General features: G+C 40.7%; 17 protein-coding genes. 7 read left to right on the top strand and 10 right to left on the bottom strand.

The window, feature by feature from the left end; translation table 11 throughout:
- The first annotated feature begins 88 nt into the window (after nt 1–88).
- Entirely contained in the window at nt 89–670 is a 582-nt protein-coding gene (locus EW142_RS13725; protein WP_130614762.1) for a TetR/AcrR family transcriptional regulator, read from the top strand.
- Between the two features lie 48 nt (nt 671–718).
- On the opposite strand, the gene EW142_RS13720 is transcribed toward EW142_RS13725, so the two are convergent.
- The 4 genes from EW142_RS13720 to EW142_RS13710 all read right to left on the bottom strand — a co-directional run bounded on the left by EW142_RS13720 (nt 719) and on the right by EW142_RS13710 (nt 2,814).
- On the bottom strand, nt 719–1,108 hold the full coding sequence (locus EW142_RS13720) for a plastocyanin/azurin family copper-binding protein (RefSeq protein ID WP_130614760.1): 390 nt from the start codon (nt 1,106–1,108) through the stop codon (nt 719–721).
- A 27-nt stretch (nt 1,109–1,135) separates the two neighbouring features.
- A complete protein-coding gene (locus EW142_RS13715) occupies nt 1,136–1,684 on the bottom strand; it encodes a carboxymuconolactone decarboxylase family protein (protein WP_130614758.1) in 549 nt (182 codons plus the stop codon).
- 30 nt (nt 1,685–1,714) lie between these two features.
- Nucleotides 1,715–1,873, bottom strand: coding sequence for a hypothetical protein (locus EW142_RS16815; RefSeq protein ID WP_205783281.1), 159 nt, complete (start codon nt 1,871–1,873; stop codon nt 1,715–1,717).
- A gap of 92 nt (nt 1,874–1,965) precedes the next feature.
- A complete protein-coding gene (locus tag EW142_RS13710; protein ID WP_130614756.1) occupies nt 1,966–2,814 on the bottom strand; it encodes a helix-turn-helix domain-containing protein in 849 nt (282 codons plus the stop codon).
- A 174-nt stretch (nt 2,815–2,988) separates the two neighbouring features.
- Between EW142_RS13710 and EW142_RS13705 the strand changes: the two genes are divergently transcribed.
- Nucleotides 2,989–3,510 carry a PAS domain-containing protein gene (locus EW142_RS13705; RefSeq protein WP_130614754.1) on the top strand — a complete coding sequence of 174 codons (522 nt, stop codon included), beginning with the start codon at nt 2,989–2,991 and terminating at the stop codon, nt 3,508–3,510.
- A gap of 16 nt (nt 3,511–3,526) precedes the next feature.
- On the opposite strand, the gene pyk is transcribed toward EW142_RS13705, so the two are convergent.
- From pyk to EW142_RS13680, 5 genes are all read right to left on the bottom strand, one after another.
- On the bottom strand, nt 3,527–4,969 hold the full coding sequence (pyk, locus tag EW142_RS13700; protein ID WP_130614752.1) for a pyruvate kinase: 1,443 nt from the start codon (nt 4,967–4,969) through the stop codon (nt 3,527–3,529).
- Nucleotides 4,970–4,971: 2 nt separating this feature from the next.
- Nucleotides 4,972–5,436 (bottom strand): IPExxxVDY family protein, encoded by a 465-nt coding sequence (locus EW142_RS13695; protein ID WP_130614751.1) that lies wholly within the window; start codon nt 5,434–5,436, stop codon nt 4,972–4,974.
- Between the two features lie 111 nt (nt 5,437–5,547).
- Entirely contained in the window at nt 5,548–6,285 is a 738-nt protein-coding gene (gene rnc, locus EW142_RS13690; RefSeq protein ID WP_130614749.1) for a ribonuclease III, read from the bottom strand.
- Nucleotides 6,286–6,294: 9 nt separating this feature from the next.
- Nucleotides 6,295–7,545, bottom strand: coding sequence for a beta-ketoacyl-ACP synthase II (gene fabF, locus EW142_RS13685; protein WP_130614747.1), 1,251 nt, complete (start codon nt 7,543–7,545; stop codon nt 6,295–6,297).
- A gap of 101 nt (nt 7,546–7,646) precedes the next feature.
- Complete coding sequence (locus tag EW142_RS13680) at nt 7,647–7,880, bottom strand: acyl carrier protein (RefSeq protein WP_010519573.1); 234 nt, start codon at nt 7,878–7,880, stop codon at nt 7,647–7,649.
- 158 nt (nt 7,881–8,038) lie between these two features.
- Between EW142_RS13680 and purN the strand changes: the two genes are divergently transcribed.
- From purN to EW142_RS13660, 4 genes are all read left to right on the top strand, one after another.
- Nucleotides 8,039–8,620 (top strand): phosphoribosylglycinamide formyltransferase, encoded by a 582-nt coding sequence (gene purN / locus EW142_RS13675; RefSeq protein WP_130614745.1) that lies wholly within the window; start codon nt 8,039–8,041, stop codon nt 8,618–8,620.
- The gene (locus EW142_RS13670; RefSeq protein ID WP_130614743.1) at nt 8,607–9,242 is read left to right on the top strand and encodes a ribonuclease H1 domain-containing protein; all 636 of its coding nucleotides are present in this window, start codon (nt 8,607–8,609) and stop codon (nt 9,240–9,242) included. Before purN ends, EW142_RS13670 begins: the two co-directional genes overlap by 14 nt.
- Nucleotides 9,243–9,338: 96 nt before the next feature.
- Complete coding sequence (locus EW142_RS13665) at nt 9,339–10,265, top strand: PfkB family carbohydrate kinase (protein ID WP_130614741.1); 927 nt, start codon at nt 9,339–9,341, stop codon at nt 10,263–10,265.
- Nucleotides 10,266–10,310: 45 nt separating this feature from the next.
- Nucleotides 10,311–12,209 carry an amidophosphoribosyltransferase gene (locus tag EW142_RS13660; RefSeq protein ID WP_130614739.1) on the top strand — a complete coding sequence of 633 codons (1,899 nt, stop codon included), beginning with the start codon at nt 10,311–10,313 and terminating at the stop codon, nt 12,207–12,209.
- A 646-nt stretch (nt 12,210–12,855) separates the two neighbouring features.
- Here EW142_RS13660 and EW142_RS13655 read toward each other — a convergent pair.
- The gene (locus tag EW142_RS13655; RefSeq protein WP_130614737.1) at nt 12,856–13,464 is read right to left on the bottom strand and encodes a superoxide dismutase; all 609 of its coding nucleotides are present in this window, start codon (nt 13,462–13,464) and stop codon (nt 12,856–12,858) included.
- 124 nt (nt 13,465–13,588) lie between these two features.
- Between EW142_RS13655 and EW142_RS13650 the strand changes: the two genes are divergently transcribed.
- Nucleotides 13,589–16,708, top strand: coding sequence for a UvrD-helicase domain-containing protein (locus EW142_RS13650; protein ID WP_130614735.1), 3,120 nt, complete (start codon nt 13,589–13,591; stop codon nt 16,706–16,708).
- The last annotated feature ends 7 nt before the right edge of the window (nt 16,709–16,715 follow it).

The following is a 16,715-nucleotide window of genomic DNA, read 5'->3' as shown; positions in this document are numbered from 1 at the left end:
TTGAGATCAGGTTTTACATCACAGGCCATGGTTTTTGCCATATTTCTATAACCGCGTAGACTGACCGGTCTTTTCTTATCTTTATATCATGGAGCAGCCAACCACCCACCAAAGAATCATCAATACCGCTGGTAAACTTTTCTACACCAATGGTTATGCTTCTACTGGCATTAATGAGATCATTAGCAAATGTGGTATCGCCAAGGCAACCTTGTACAGTCATTTTAAATCCAAGGAAGACATCTGCATTGCTTATTTGAACAATCGACATGATACTTTTTTGGATACTCTTCGAGGATACGTGGACCGAAGGAAGATGGGGAAAAATCAAATGTTGGCCATTTTCGATTACCTCTCCGATTTGTTTAGAGAAGGTGATTTTTATGGTTGTTGGGCGCTTCGGACCCTTGGCGAGCTATCCCCGAAACAGAAGCGGATTTTCTCTACCATACAAAAGCAAAAGAAGGAACTTCTTCTTTTTTTGGGAGAAGTGGTCGATAATAACATTGTAAATGGTTCAAAAGCAGAAATTGAAAAAATATCAGGAGGGCTATACCTGTTGTACGACAGTGCTATTACTGAAAGTCATTTGTTCCAAAATGCTTGGCCCATATATATGGCCAAAAGCCTCGCTCCTAAGCTTTTTGGAAACGCAGAGATAAAATCCTAAACAAAAAAACCTCCCTTTTGGGAGGTTTTTCATCTAAAACAACTTCGATTACTTCACTACTAAAGTGTTGTCTGTTGCTGTTGGGTTAAGAGGACAAAAATATACGTACTCTCCTTTTTCCAAAGTTGTGGGCTTTGAAGTCTGCGAAGCACCTGTTTTAACAGGTTGGGTCACATAGGCAGTCTGAATATGATTCTCAGCCTTGCTAATGTCCTGTCCCTTCTTTACCAAAACGAACCCCACATCATGACCAACTCCATTGTTGGCAATATCAAATATGTAAGTTCCTTCTGAAACGGTGATATGTTTTTGGGTAAACTCTCCTGGAGTCTGTTCCAAAGAAATGGTCTGAACGTCCTTATCTTTCATAGTATCCTGGGCATTTCCAAAGAAAATGGCTCCAAAAGCGAATACTAAAATTGCAATTACATTTTTCATTTTTATATGATTTAGAGGTTTTATGAATTAAACCGTAGCAGCTTCCAAGGGTTGTGCCACTGGAAAGTCTACTGGAATTTCTGTTGTGTTATTGATATAATTGGAGATAGTCTTGTCACCCACCAAAACAATGGTGTCGATTAGATTTTCCTTGGTCCATCCGGCTTGGAAAAAATTCTCTACCACAGTAGCATCGGTAGCACCTCTGTTCTCGGTAATGTTTCTGGCCAATCTTGCCAAAGCATCCAACTTATTGTCGAAAGAGGCTTGCCCAGCTCTTAGCTCCAGGATTTGTGCATCGGTAAATCCGTTCATTTTGGCGATTGCCGTGTGGGCTGAAAGACAGTAAATACAGTTGTTCACTTCACTTACCGCCAAGTTTACTACTTCTTTTTCCTTTGTTTTCAGCGATGTTTTGGCATTTGATAAATTCAAATAATTGCCTAAAGCATTTTCAGAATGGGCATAGGTGGCGAATAGATTGGGAACAAAGCCAACGGCTTTTTCCAAATTGTCGAAAATAGCTTGATTGTTTGCGCTAACTTCTTCTCTTTTAGGTACATTAAATGTGCTCATAGTTGTAATGATTTATTTTATTAATTCAGATTATATATTGGTTACAAAAGGCTTTTCAGCATCACAATAGAAATCGTGAATTTGCTTTTGCTCGCAATGTGCTTTTTTAGAAATGATTTGGATTTCGGGTTTTTTGGAAGTCCGAAATATCTCGATGAGATTGAAGACGGATTTTTCTAATGATTTCATCTTTTACCTTTCTTTTAATTACGAGGCAAAGATGTGGCGAAAAAGAAGGTAGGTGTTAGAAGGGATTTCCCGAACGCTTGTCCATATTTCCCTTATGCGGCATTTGTCTTATTTTCTCGGTATTCCGAGGGAGTCATTTGTGTCATTTTCTTGAAAAAACGACTAAAATGTGCTGGGTCGTTGAACCCCAGGTCATAAGCTATTTCCTGATTTTGCTTGTCGGTAAAAAGCATAAGACGTTTCGCCTCTAAAGTAATACGCTCCAAAATAATTTGCTGAGGAGGTTTCTGGTTATAAATGGAAAATAGATTGGAAAGCGTCTTTGGGGATTTAAAGAGCATGTCCGCATAATCGCTGACTTTTCGTTTGGTCTTATAGTTTAAGTCCACCAGAAAACTAAACTTTCTAATAATATCAATTTGTTCGTTGTTCAGCGACTTTACAATATGTTGCTCCTTTGCCAATCTTGTACACATAATAATCAATCGCTTCAATAGCATTTGTAGCATATCTCCCTGAATGTTGTCTGGAGTACTGAATTCTTCTTGAAATACATCGAACCACAAATCGAATTTGCGCCGTTGTTCTTCAGGAATAGTGACTATGGGTATTTCTTGGGTTCCAAAAAACAAAATCCCATTGCACGATACCTCGCTGTCATGGTCCGAAATGCAATAAAACTCTCTATTGAACAAAATACTCGTCAACGGCTGTTTCAACATATCAAAAGAAACATGATGTAGGTAGGTTACAGTCATCAACTGACCAGGAGCAAGTTGAATTGGCATATCATCTATCAAAAGATTCACCGGTTCCTGGTTTCTATTCCATAGAAATTTGATGGTTTTGGAGGTATCTGAAAAGCGGTTGAGGTTATTTTTTACGTCATCGGTAAACCCGATTATTGCTCCCAATTTGGCGTCGTTATATTCGTATTTCATGTTGTTTCCCTATTCACAGGTTCCACTTTAAACCTCCATTTTATGGGTATTTGTCCCATTTTCTTGTTGATACTTACATAGGACTATCGAAGCAGTTTTGCTGAATTTGTTAAACAATACTGTTAATGTCTCTCACATTTTTTCTGAGGACTGAATTTCTTTATAGTATTGAGCATGGAAAAGATAAGATATTATGATGAAGCGATAAGCAAGTTCTATCGCAATCAAGAAATCAATAGCTACCCACTAAGCTCTCTAGATATTTATTCCCAACACTTTGATAAGGTTTGCCAAAGTCTTCAGGATATTTCCAATCTCAGTGATTTGGCGAAGAAGGAAAAATGGGAAAAAGAATTACCCTTTAAGAATGAAATTCTAGGAAAAGAACATGTTGTAGTGGTCACTGACCCGCAGTTGAACATCGTTTACGCCTCGCAAAATATTTATTCCATGAACGGGTACAGACCCGAAGAAATTTTGGGCAAAAAGCCCAAGATGTTCCAAGGCGAAAAAACGTCCATGGAAACAGCTCGGAACATTTCAAAAGCCGTCCGAAACTTAGAGCCTTTTGAAGCCACTATTACCAACTATAGAAAAGATGGTTCTACCTATAATTGTTGGATTCAGGGTGCACCTGTTTTTGACACACGGGGAAAAGTCGTCAACTTTATTGCCTTTGAAAAAGAAGTGGCCTAATTAGGTCTTGCTTCCACTAAAAACTGCAGGTCTCGATTTCGGTTACACGAAGTGTATTTACCATACCCTTATCCTTAATAGGCATAGCGGCTAAGCTTATCAGCATATCACCCACATCTAAAAACCCTTTTTTACAGGCAATCTGGTTTACGTCTTCAATGGTTTCGTCCGTTGAAACATACTTGTCATAGTAAAATGCTTTCACCCCCCATAAAAGGTTGAGCTGAGTGAGAATCCTCCGGTTGGAGGTAAATACCAAAATATGGGCGCCGGGCCTCCAAGCCGATATCTGAAAAGCAGTGTATCCACTATTTGTCAATGTTGATATGGCCTTGGCCTGAATTTCATTGGCCATTAGTGCAGCATGATAACAAACCGATTTGGTAATGTACCTTTTAGTACGAATATGGGGTGGTGTTTGAGGTACGGTAATTAAACTGGACCCTTCAACACTTAGCAAAATGCTGGTCATTTTTTCAATAACCTGAACCGGATAATTTCCTACGGAAGTTTCACCGGATAACATCACAGCATCGGCCCCATCCATGACGGAGTTGGCTACATCATTCACCTCGGCCCGTGTTGGAGTAAGACTGGTGATCATGGTTTCCATCATTTGAGTGGCAATGATTACCGGAATTCTCGCTTTTTTGGCCCTCAATACCAGCTTTTTCTGAATCAAAGGCACCTCGTGTGCCGGAACTTCTACACCGAGATCCCCCCGAGCGACCATGAGACCATCGCAATAGGCAACAATCTTATCGATGTTGTCGACAGCCTCGGGTTTCTCAATTTTTGCAATAATCGGAATTTTATGTTCGGAATGCTCATTGACCAAATTTTGAAGATCCAACAGGTCTTGGCTGTGCCTAACGAAAGAAAGGGCAATCCAATCCACTTCTTGGGAAATGGCGAATTTGGCGTCAACAATATCTTTTTCGGTAAGTGCGGGCAAGGAGATAGCTGTATTGGGAAGATTCACCCCCTTCTTTGATTTTAGGGGTCCTCCTTGCAAAACAACAGCCTTCACCTCATCCTTCCCGTTGGTGGATTTGGCTTCAAAGATTAATTTCCCATCATCAAGTAGAATACGTTCCCCTGGCTTTACATCCCTAGGGAAACTTTCATAATTCATGTAGACCCTTTGGGCACTTCCCTCGAAGGGTTTACCGGTTGCAAAAGTAATTTCATCACCTGGGGCCACCACAGCTTCTCCACCCATGACCCCAACCCTAAGTTTTGGTCCTTGTAAGTCAGCCAAAATGGAAGTATTTAGCTCCAATTCCTCATTTAGTTCCCTAATCATTTTAATCCGTTCCGCAACATCACCGTGGGAAGCATGTGAAAAGTTTATTCGAAAAACATCCACTCCCGCTTTCATCATTTCGGTCAGAACCTCCTTCTTGCTAGTGGCTGGACCCAATGTGGCTACGATTTTGGTCTTCTTTCTTGTTGGCATCTTTAAAAGATTAAATTGCTTTTTGATTTTAAAGTCTCCGTGTCAATTGAATAAGCAGTCACAACTCTTGGTATTTGATTGACCTTCTTGGCCAGCTCATTTATACCCGTAGTATGGTCAGAATCCATTTTCAAAAAATAATCCACCTCTTTTTGCTCCTTTAAAAGGAAGTTCTTTTGCAAGGAGATATTTTCCTCAAACAGGCCTCCAAAATCCATGCGTACTTCTTCCTCACTTCTATTACAAAAAAGGGTCCATTGGGTTTCGCTGAGCTCATCGTTCCATTCAAAGATTGGAAAAGCAAGGTCTTTTTCCAAAGTAAGGTCTTCCTCTGTTCGCCTTAACTTCAATCCACAATAAAAATTAAGGGCGTATGTCATAGCGAAGTTTTCCAAATCACTGTGAATAGCTATGAGATGATAGTCCTCCTCGTAAAATTCTGCTCCTATTTTATGGGTGGTCTGCATGGCCTCGACACGAACGGTAAATATACTCCTATTACAATTCCCAGCCTAGTTTGGGGCAAAACATTGAACTTTAAAACTTTACGAAAACGTTTGCGTAGACTTTTTTTTATGCTAAGAACTCTCAATTCGGCTTTGTAGAGCAAAGTATGCTCTTTTTGAGGCCTTTTCTTCCGCCTTCTTTTTCGAGGTAGCCCTTGCTTTCCCCAACACCTTATTGCCTATGGTCAATTTCACGGCAAAATGTTTGAGTTCATCATTGCCCGTATCCTCATAGACTTCATAGTCAAAGGATTTTTTTTGCTTTTGACACCATTCAATGACCAAACTTTTGTAGCTAATGACCTTTCCTTCCAGCTGCTCTATATCTACATAAGGTTCGATGACCCTATCATTGATAAATTTCTCGCAAAAGGAATATCCCCTATCCAGATAAATGGCGCCTACCAATGCCTCGAACACATTTCCATGGATGTTTTCACCAAAGTGCGATTTAGGAATTCGGCTTTCCACATGCTCTAAAAGCCCCAAATCTTTTCCCAATTCGTTCAAGTGCTTTCGGCTCACCACTTTAGAGCGCATTTTGGTAAGATAACCCTCATCCCCTTCCGGCACTTCGTTGTACAGGTGCTTGGAAATAATAGTTCCCAACATCGCATCTCCCAAAAACTCCAGTCTTTCATAGTTCATTGGGTTTCCATCCTTATCTTTCTGATTAATGGAACGATGCAAAAAGGCCTTTTTATATATGGCAAGGTTCTTAGGCCTAAAGCCCAGTATTTTTTTTATCGCCAAAAAAAAATCCCCATCCGATTTCGGATGGGAATTAAATATTTTTGACGAAAATCTCATGGTATTTTTCTACCCTATTTTCTTGAATAAGACACACGCATTATGGCCACCAAATCCAAAGGTATTGCTCATCGCAACATTTACTTCACGTTCTTGTGCCTTGTTCAGCGTTAAATTAAGGGAAGCATCTATTCCTTCATCAACCACGCTATGATTTATGGTAGGAGGTACGGTATTGTGCTCCATGGCCAATATGGATGCAATGGCTTCAATTGCGCCAGCGGCACCCAATAAATGACCGGTCATAGACTTGGTTGAATTGATATTAATGTTTGGGGCATGTGCTCCAAATACCTTGGAAATTGCCTTTAATTCTGCTACATCGCCCAAAGGTGTAGAGGTGCCATGCGTATTGATGGCATCCACGTCTTCAGGTTTTAAACCAGCATTTTGCAAGCAATTTTCCATAACACGTACTACCCCAATCCCTTCAGGATGTGGAGCTGTCATGTGATGTGCGTCACTTGAAAGACCGCCGCCAAGAACCTCAGCGTAAATCTTGGCCCCCCTAGCTTTGGCATGTTCATATTCTTCAAGAATAAGAGCTCCTGCTCCTTCACCCAAAACAAAACCATCCCTGGTTGCATCAAAAGGTCGAGAAGCGGTCTCAGGGCTTTCATTTCTTGTGGATAGGGCGTGCATGGCATTGAACCCTCCCATACCTGCTATGGTAACTGCCGCCTCACTTCCTCCTGTGACAATAACATCGCAATGGCCCAATCGAATATAATTCAACGCATCAATAAGTGCATTGGCCGAAGAGGCGCATGCTGATACCGTGGTATAGTTTGGACCCATAAATCCATGCTTTATGGAAATATTGCCCGGAGCTATATCGGCAATCATCTTTGGAATGAAGAAAGGATTGAACCGTGGCGTTCCATCACCATTGGCAAATCCAATGACCTCGTTTTGAAAAGTTTCTAAACCTCCAATACCAGCTCCCCAAACAACACCAACCCTGAACTTATCAATCTGTTCAAGGTCAATACCTGAATCGGCAATGGCCTCATCAGAGGAAACCAAGGCATATTGGGCAAAACGGTCCAACTTTCTAGCCTCTTTTCTATCGAAATGATCCTGTGGATTATATCCTTTCAGCTCACAAGCAAACTTGGTCTTAAACTTTTCTGTATCGAAGTATGTAATGGGTGCCGAACCACTTACGCCGTTCTTTAGTCCTTCCCAATAAGCCTTCAAATTGTTACCAATGGGTGTTAACGCACCCATTCCGGTAACTACTACACGCTTTAACTGCATTGAACTATTTTTTTACCCTTATCAACCTAAATTATAAAAAAAATATCCATGTGATCATCATCACATGGATAATTTGCATGCTTTAGATATATATCATAAAATTACTTAGCTTCTTCTATGTAGCTAATGGCTTGACCTACAGTAGCAATATTTTCTGCCTGGTCGTCAGGGATTTGAATATCAAACTCTTTTTCAAACTCCATGATAAGCTCAACAGTGTCCAAGGAATCTGCCCCCAAATCGTTGGTGAAACTTGCCTCGGGTACAACTTCATTTTCATCAACACCCAGTTTATCAACGATGATAGCCTTTACTCTTGATGCAATGTCTGACATAATTATATTGGTTTTAAAAATTTAATCGTTGGCAAAAATATAAAACTTTGGATTAAATACACTATTTGTCGATAAAATGTGACCAAATCGAGCATCTTACAAATGAGTGCATTACTTTAGCTTTGCAAATTTAAATGTGGTATCAACGCCATTTAAGCATGAAACGAATTGTCGTCTTGGCATCTGGTAGTGGCTCAAATGCAGAGAATATTTACCATTTTTTCTCAAAGGGCGATTTTGCCAAAGTAGTTGCAGTTCTCTCCAACAAAAAGTCGGCTAAAGTATTGGAACGCGCCGATAGGCTCGGCATTCCAGCCTTTTATTTTAATAAAACTGCTTTCTGCAGTGAGGAAGGCGCCATCAAATTAATTCGGGCATTGAGCCCCGACTTGGTTGTATTGGCTGGGTTTTTATGGAAAATCCCCGAGTTTTTTATAAAATCTTTCCCTAATCAAATCATTAACATACATCCCGCCTTGTTGCCCAAGTATGGTGGAAAAGGAATGTATGGTTCAAATGTCCACAAGGCCGTAAAGGAAAATCAAGAGGTGGAAAGCGGTATTACCATCCACTATGTGAATGAAAACTATGATGAGGGAGCCATCATCCATCAATCCAAAACAACGCTTCTACCAGCAGATGATGTACATGAAATTGCCCAAAAGGTACATCTGCTTGAATATGAGCATTACCCCAAAGTAATTGAACATGTCCTAAAACAGCAAAATGGCAGCCAATAAGAAGTTTTATGTGGTTTGGAAGGGTAAAAAGCCTGGTATCTATGAATCTTGGGCGGATTGCAAATCACAGATTGCCGGCTTCAAAGGAGCCCAATACAAGGCTTTTTCCCAATTTTCTGAAGCTAAAAAGGCGTTTCGTGGCAAATACGAAGATTATAAGGGCAAGACCAAAACGAAACCAAAGCTTTCCAAGGAAGAACTCAAACGTATCGGTGAACCGAATTATCGTTCCATTTCTGTTGATGCCGCCTCAAGTGGAAATCCAGGAAAGATGGAGTACCAAGGGGTGGATACCAAAACGAAAAAAGTATTGTTCAAACAAGGTCCTTTTGAGCAGGGAACCAACAATGTGGGAGAGTTTTTGGCCATTGTTCACGGCCTTGCCTTCTTAAAAAAGAAAAAGAGCGGTCGTATTTTATATTCAGACTCCAAAATTGCCATGGGCTGGGTGAAGAAGAAGAAGTGTGGCACGAAACTTAAAAGGACTGCAAAAAACAAAGAACTGTTCCTTTTAATAGAAAGAGCGGAGGAATGGTTGAGAAAAAATGCATACGCAACCACCTTAGTGAAATGGGAAACAAAGGCATGGGGAGAAATTCCTGCAGATTTTGGAAGAAAATAGAAGATTATATGCTTCTGGAACAGCCTTTTTTTCAATTAAACGTTTCCATGCTTCAAATGAGATATGTAACCGTATATTTGCACCAAAATTTTGCGAATGGGCAAATTATTGATTGTCGGCAGTATAGCCTTCGATGAAATTGAAACTCCTTTTGGGAAGACCGGAAAAATACTTGGAGGTGCTGCGACCTTCATTGGTCTCGCAGCTAGCCAGTTCAAGGTCGAATTGGGAATTGTTTCTGTTGTTGGAGAAGATTTGCCTAAAGATTATCTCGATTTACTATCGGAAAGAGGTGTTGATATTTCAGGTGTTGAAGTGATCAAAGGTGGAAAAACCTTCTATTGGAAAGGGAAGTACCACAATGACCTCAATTCTAGAGATACCTTAATTACCGAATTGAACACTTTGGGTGAGTTCAATCCCATAGTCCCCGAAAATTTTAAGGATGCCGATGTGGTCATGTTGGGCAACTTACACCCCAACATTCAATTGAGTGTAATGGATCAAATGAAAGTTCGACCCAAGCTTACCATTTTGGACACCATGAATTTTTGGATGAACAATACTTGGGATGAATTGATGCAGATTATTTCACGGATAGATGTGATAACCATCAATGACGAAGAGGCACGACAATTGACCGAAGAGTATTCTTTGGTGAAAGCGGCTGCCAAGATTCAAGAGATGGGTCCAAAATATGTTGTTATTAAAAAGGGGGAGCATGGCGCACTTTTATTTCATGAAGAAAATGTGTTCTTTGCCCCAGCCCTTCCTTTAGAAGAGGTTTTTGATCCTACAGGTGCCGGTGATACTTTTGCAGGTGGATTTGCCGGTTACATCACGGAAGCGAGGAATGTCTCCTTCGAAAGTTTGAAGAATGGAATTATACAAGGCTCCAATTTAGCCTCTTTTTGTGTGGAGCGCTTTGGAACCGAGCGAATGCTGGACCTCAAAAAGCAGGAGGTCAATCAACGCTTGCGACAGTTTAAGGAATTGACACAATTCAATATAGAGTTAACATAAGTGCTGCCCTGAAAAATTTCGGGGCATTTTTATTTTTGGTTTATTATGAGTGATGCGATTAAGCACGAATGCGGAATATCCCTGATCCGTTTGCTTAAACCACTGGAATACTACAAGGAAAAGTATGGTACGGCCTTTTACGGTGTAAACAAAATGTACCTGATGATGGAAAAGCAGCACAATCGAGGCCAAGATGGTGCTGGCTTTGCCAGCATTAAACTGGACATGTCTCCTGGCGAACGTTACATGAGCCGGGTACGGTCGGTGCAACAACAACCCATTCAAGATATTTTTGATCAAATCAACCACCGCATCAACAATTCCCTCACGGAACGACCTGAAATGGAGCATGATGTTCAGATGCAAAAAAAGGAGATTCCTTATATAGGTGAATTGTTGTTGGGACATGTGCGCTATGGAACCTTTGGCAAAAACAGTATAGAGAATGTGCATCCCTTTCTAAGACAAAACAACTGGATGCACCGAAACCTGATTGTTGCGGGCAACTTCAATATGACCAATGTTACAGAGTTGTTTAGTAATCTGGTGGAATTGGGCCAGCACCCAAAGGAAATGGCCGATACCATAACGGTGATGGAAAAAATAGGGCACTTCCTGGATGACGCCGTGGCCAAAATATACAAGGAAATTAAGAAAGAAGGGTACAGCAAACGGGAGGCCTCACCCCAAATTGCCAAACGCTTGAATGTTGCCAAAATTCTTCGAAAATCATCTAAGAATTGGGATGGGGGTTACGCAATGGCCGGATTGCTGGGCCATGGTGATGCTTTTGTCTTTAGGGATCCCGCTGGCATTCGTCCCACATATTTTTATAAGGATGAAGAAGTGGTTGTGGTCGCTTCAGAACGTCCTGCCATCCAAACCGTGTTCAATGTTGATTATGATGAGGTAAAGGAATTAGATCCAGGAAATGCCATCATCATCAAGAAAAATGGAAAAGTACATCTTGAAGAAATCCTAAAGCCTACTGAAAGAAAAGCATGTTCCTTTGAACGCATCTATTTTTCAAGAGGAAGCGACAAGGAAATATACCAAGAGCGTAAGATGTTAGGCAAACTGGTTTTTCCACAAATATTGAAATCAATAGACAATGACCTGTTGAATACGGTATTCTCCTATATTCCAAATACCGCTGAGACTTCCTTTTTGGGAATGGTGAAAGAGGCACAGAACTATCTGAACAATAAAAAGGAGGAACAGATCATTGCCATGGGACCCGATATTACCCGGGAAAAATTGCATGAAATTTTGGATGTGAGGCCAAGAATTGAAAAGGTAGCTATAAAAGATGCCAAGCTCAGAACCTTTATTACCCAGGACAGTAGTCGAGATGATTTGGTCACCCACGTCTATGACATTTCATATGGTTCAGTAGAAAAGAGTGATAATCTGGTCATAATTGATGATAGCATTGTTAGGGGAACAACCCTGAAGAAAAGTATTCTCAAAATTCTGGATAGGCTCTCCCCTAAAAAAATCATTGTGGTTTCTTCGGCACCCCAGATACGGTATCCTGATTGCTACGGTATTGACATGGCCAAATTGGAGGACTTTGTGGCTTTTAGGGCGGCATATGAGCTTCATAAAGAAAGAGGAACCGAAGATACCATCCAACAAATCTATCAGAAATGCTTAGATCAAGCAAATGACAGGGATTCTGAGGTCATTAACCATGTAAAGGAATTCTATGCACCATTTACACCGGATGAAATTTCAAATAAAATAGGGGAGATTTTGAGCCCTAACGGGATTAAGGCCGAGGTACAGATCATATACCAGACCATCGAAAACCTTCACAACGCCTGTCCCAAAAACTTGGGGGACTGGTACTTTACAGGTGATTATCCCACCCCGGGAGGAAACCGGGTCGTAAATCGGGCGTTTATCAACTTTTATGAAGGGAAAAACCAAAGAGCCTATTAAAATCCCCTATTTAACATTAAGTTAATGTGTGCATTTCGTCGATGAAACGCGTATTTTATCGGGTTTATGGCAGATAGGTAAATGTCAAACCTACTTTAGTGTTGCCATAGCATAAGTAGGTTAAGTTCATGGTAAGATTTGGGGCAAAAAAGGTGGAAGCTATTCCACCTTTTTTATTTTAGGTAGTCCCTTCATCCTTTCCCGTAATCTTTTTCTTCAACCAAAGTGCCAACTACCAACAGAGTTCGCAATTCAACCAAATTACTGGGGTTTCGTCTAAAAGCTTTTTCATGCGAGGGCCGCTACACTACATTTGGAGAACCATAGCATAAGTAGGTTAAGTTCATGGTAAGATTTGGGGTAGAAGGCGGAGCGTGCTCCGCCTTCTTTTTGTTTGAACACCAAGTATTTATCCATTTTTTTCTCCCTCTTCTTGATTCAAGAATCAAAAATTTCCTCAAAAACCTTTGTTATTTCTCACAATACCAGTAATTTAGTTTTGCCATAGCATAAGTAGGTTAAGTTTATGGTAAGATTTGGGACGAAAAGGGTGGGGGCTTCCCCGCCCTTTTCTATTTGTAAAGATTCTACCACAAAAAAGCCCGGGACTTTAAGGTCCCGGGCCGATAAATCCTAAAAAAGAATTCTATTTATTAGCTGCGTAATTCTCAGCTACTTTGTTCCAATTGATTACGTTAAAAAAGGCCGCAACATAATCCGGTCTTCTATTCTGATAATTTAGGTAATATGCGTGTTCCCACACATCCAATCCCATAATTGGGTACCCTCCGCATCCCACTTCGGGCATAATGGGACAATCTTGATTTGGGGTGGAACAGATTTCCAACTTTCCTCCTTTATGGACGCAAAGCCATGCCCATCCTGATCCAAATCGCGTACCTGCAGCAGCGCTGAACTTTTCTTTAAACGCATCAAAAGAGCCAAAGGCATCATTAATGGCACTGGCCAAATCCCCGCTTGGTTCTCCACCACCATTTGGTGACATTATCTCCCAAAAAAGAGCATGGTTATAAAAACCTCCACCATTGTTTCGAACTGCCATATTGGTCATGTCCAAGCCTGTGAGGATTTCCTCTATATCCTTGCCTTCCAAATCGGTTCCTGCGATAGCTCCATTGAGTTTCGTTGTATACCCATTATGATGTTTTGTATGATGGATTTCCATTGTTCTTGCATCAATATGTGGCTCCAGGGCATCGTAGGCATACGGTAACTTAGGTAATTCAAAAGCCATAATTATTTTGTTTTTATGTTATTATTAATCGCTTCTGTAAAAATAAGGCTTTAGGATGTATTTATTGGCACCTTCACGTTAAGTTCAATACGGTAATATGTAATTTGCAAAAAAAATATTCTTGGTGGATTCCGTTTTTACCATTTATAGTGCTTCTGCCGGTTCTGGAAAGACCTATACCCTGACCAAAAACTACCTCAGGTTGTTGTTCAAAGGGGATGCCCTGGGCAGGTTCAGGCAGATATTGGCCCTCACTTTTACCAATAAGGCAGTGGGAGAGATGAAATCCCGAATTTTGGACAGTCTCCATCATTTTTCAAAAAAAGATATCCTCGATAGTTCGAATAGCCTATTTCAGGAACTCTGCGAAGAAACTGGGCTATCCCCCAATGAACTACATAACCGGAGCAAAGTCTTGTTAAAGCACCTTTTGCATAACTATTCTTTTTTTGATGTTTCCACTATTGACAAGTTTAACCATAGAATATTAAAAACGTTCGCTCGCGACCTTCAGCTCTCCCAAAATTTCGAAGTAGAATTGGATACGGATTCTCTTTTGGAAAAGGCTGTGGACCGTTTATTGGACAGAGCGGGAAGCGATAAGGCCCTGACCAAAACCTTACTTGCCTTCTCGTATGAAAAGGTGGATGATAACAAAAGTTGGAACATTGCCTACGATCTGGTCGAAATGGGAAAACTACTCTTCCAAGAAAATCATTCTGTCCATCTAGAGAAGCTTAAAAACAAATCCATAGCCGACTTTGACCTCCTAAAAAATTCCCTTCTTGACCAAATACAACAACAGGCGCAACAGACGAAAGAAAAAGCCGAATCGGTTTTGGCCAAAATCCTAGATGATGGCTTTCAGTTTGAAGAATTTCCAAGACAAACCCTTCCCAATCATTTTAAGAAAATTAGGGATGGGGAGCAATCTGTGAAGTCTTTGTACAACAATCAATTGGAAAAGAATCTTTTAGACGGAAACATCCTAAAGGCGAGCGACACGCGAGACACAGCTTTGCTTTCCGAATACTTGCTCCAAGAGTACAGGGCCATCAAGAAGTCCCTTTATCAAAGGGCTTACCTTCGAAATATTTATGGCAACGTGGTACCTATGACCCTACTCAATGAGATTTCAAAAGAACTCAAAGAAATTGAAAACGAGCAGGACCTTATTCCCATATCGGCACTTAACGAACTCATTTCAAAGGAAATCAAAGGGCAGCCTGTGCCTTTTATTTATGAGAGATTGGGGGAGAAATACAGACATTATTTCATAGATGAATTTCAAGATACTTCCCAACTACAATGGGAAAATCTTATTCCCCTTATTTCAAACGCGCTGGAAAGTGAAAACGAACAAAGCGGCCGTGGTTCCTTATTTTTAGTAGGCGATGTAAAACAGGCCATATACCGCTGGCGAGGGGGAAGGGCAGAGCAGTTTTTGAATCTATTGGGGCTTAAAACCAATCCTTTTAACATTCAACCCAACATCAAAACCCTTGACACCAATTGGAGAAGCGCATCAGAGATAATTGCTTTTAACAACGCCTTTTTTTCTTCCGTTGCCCCGGTTTTGGGTGACGAAGTATACAGAAATCTCTTTTTGCAGGACAGTCAACAAAAATTCAATCCAAATTTGGGGGGTTATGTTCAGCTTTCATTCATTGAAAAAACGACGACCCCAGGTGACGATGAATTTTGCATAGAGGTACTGCGAACAATTCAGGAAGTATTGTCCAAAAACTATCAGTTTTCTGATATGTGCATATTGGTGAGAGAAAATAAAAAAGGTGGCATCTTGGCCGATTATCTTTCTCGAAACAAGATACCCGTGATATCACCCGATTCCTTGTTGTTGGCCAACAATCCGACCATACACTTTTTGGCAGCCCTTCTTCGCTTGCTCAATAATACAGATGATAAAACCGCGGCTTTTGAAGTTTTAAGTTTTTTGGCTGATGAGAACCCGCAATTGCATGACTTTGTCTCCATTCATCTTGAAAAGCTTCCTGCTTTCTTGTTGGAGCGCTTTGAACTTGATTTGGAAAGCCTCAAACGAATTTCAGTTTATCAAATTCTTGAAAATGCAATTGATACCTTCCAATTGGCGCAAGGCGCGGAAGCTTACTTGACTTTTTTCATGGATTTCGTGTTGGAGATAGAAAAAAAAGAGGGGCCTGGAATACTAGCCTTCTTGGAATATTGGGAAGATAAAAAAGGGAGTCTCTCATTAGCAGCTCCTGAAGGGGAAAATGCTATCAAAATTATGACAATTCACAAGGCAAAGGGGCTGGAGTTTCCTTTTGTGATTTTTCCATACGCGAACGCTGCTCTGGATGATAAACGAAAAAAGAAAAAGTCCTGGGTGGTTTCGGATGACCACATAAGCTCTTGGAGCGAAGGCGAGTTTTTATTGAATACTTCCCAGGAAATGCTTTCGTATAATACAAATTCTGAATTGGCCTATTTGGAAGAGCAAAACAAGACCCAAATGGATGCCCTAAATGTTCTTTATGTTGCTCTTACCCGTGCTGAGCTGGGGCTTTTTGTTATTACGGAATGGAACCCTCCCATTTCAGATATTCAAAAGGCAACAACCTATTCAGATCTTTTTCTATACCATCTAAATTCCGAAGGTGTTTTAACCGAAACCCAACGCCAATATAGTTTTGGTAAACTTTTGCACAGTGCAAATCCTAAGGAGGAAATTTCGGAAGACAACCATATTTCCTATATCACGCGCTCTATGGGTGAAACTGGACATAAAATCTCAACAACTTCCGGACAGTTATGGGGTACCGATGCGGAGAAGGCAATCGAAATAGGCAATTTGGTCCACTTTGCTCTGGGAAAAATCATTTACCTAGAGGATGAGCCATCGGTTTTGGACGAGCTCAAATCAACTGGGCAAATACAAGGTGAAGAGGGAAAAATGATAAGTAACTTGGTTCATAATACGGTGCATCATCCTTTATTAAAGGAGTACTTTACCTCTTCCTATACCATATATAATGAACGGGAGATTTTGACACAAGGCGGAAGCCCATTGCGCCCGGACCGGATAGCCATACAGAAAAATGAGGCGACCTTAATCGATTTTAAAACAGGAAAGGTCGACCCCAAACATAAAGCGCAACTAGAAAGATATGGCGACGCAATAAAAAGTATGGGATTTTCAATTAAGAACTCTATTATTGTATACATTGACAAGGAGGTCAATCCTCTTTTTCTCAATACCTAAAACTATT

Origin of the sequence: Flagellimonas allohymeniacidonis (assembly GCF_004296335.1) — a bacterium.
Taxonomy (GTDB): domain Bacteria; phylum Bacteroidota; class Bacteroidia; order Flavobacteriales; family Flavobacteriaceae; genus Flagellimonas; species Flagellimonas allohymeniacidonis.
This window is presented reverse-complemented; position numbering and strand designations above follow the sequence as displayed.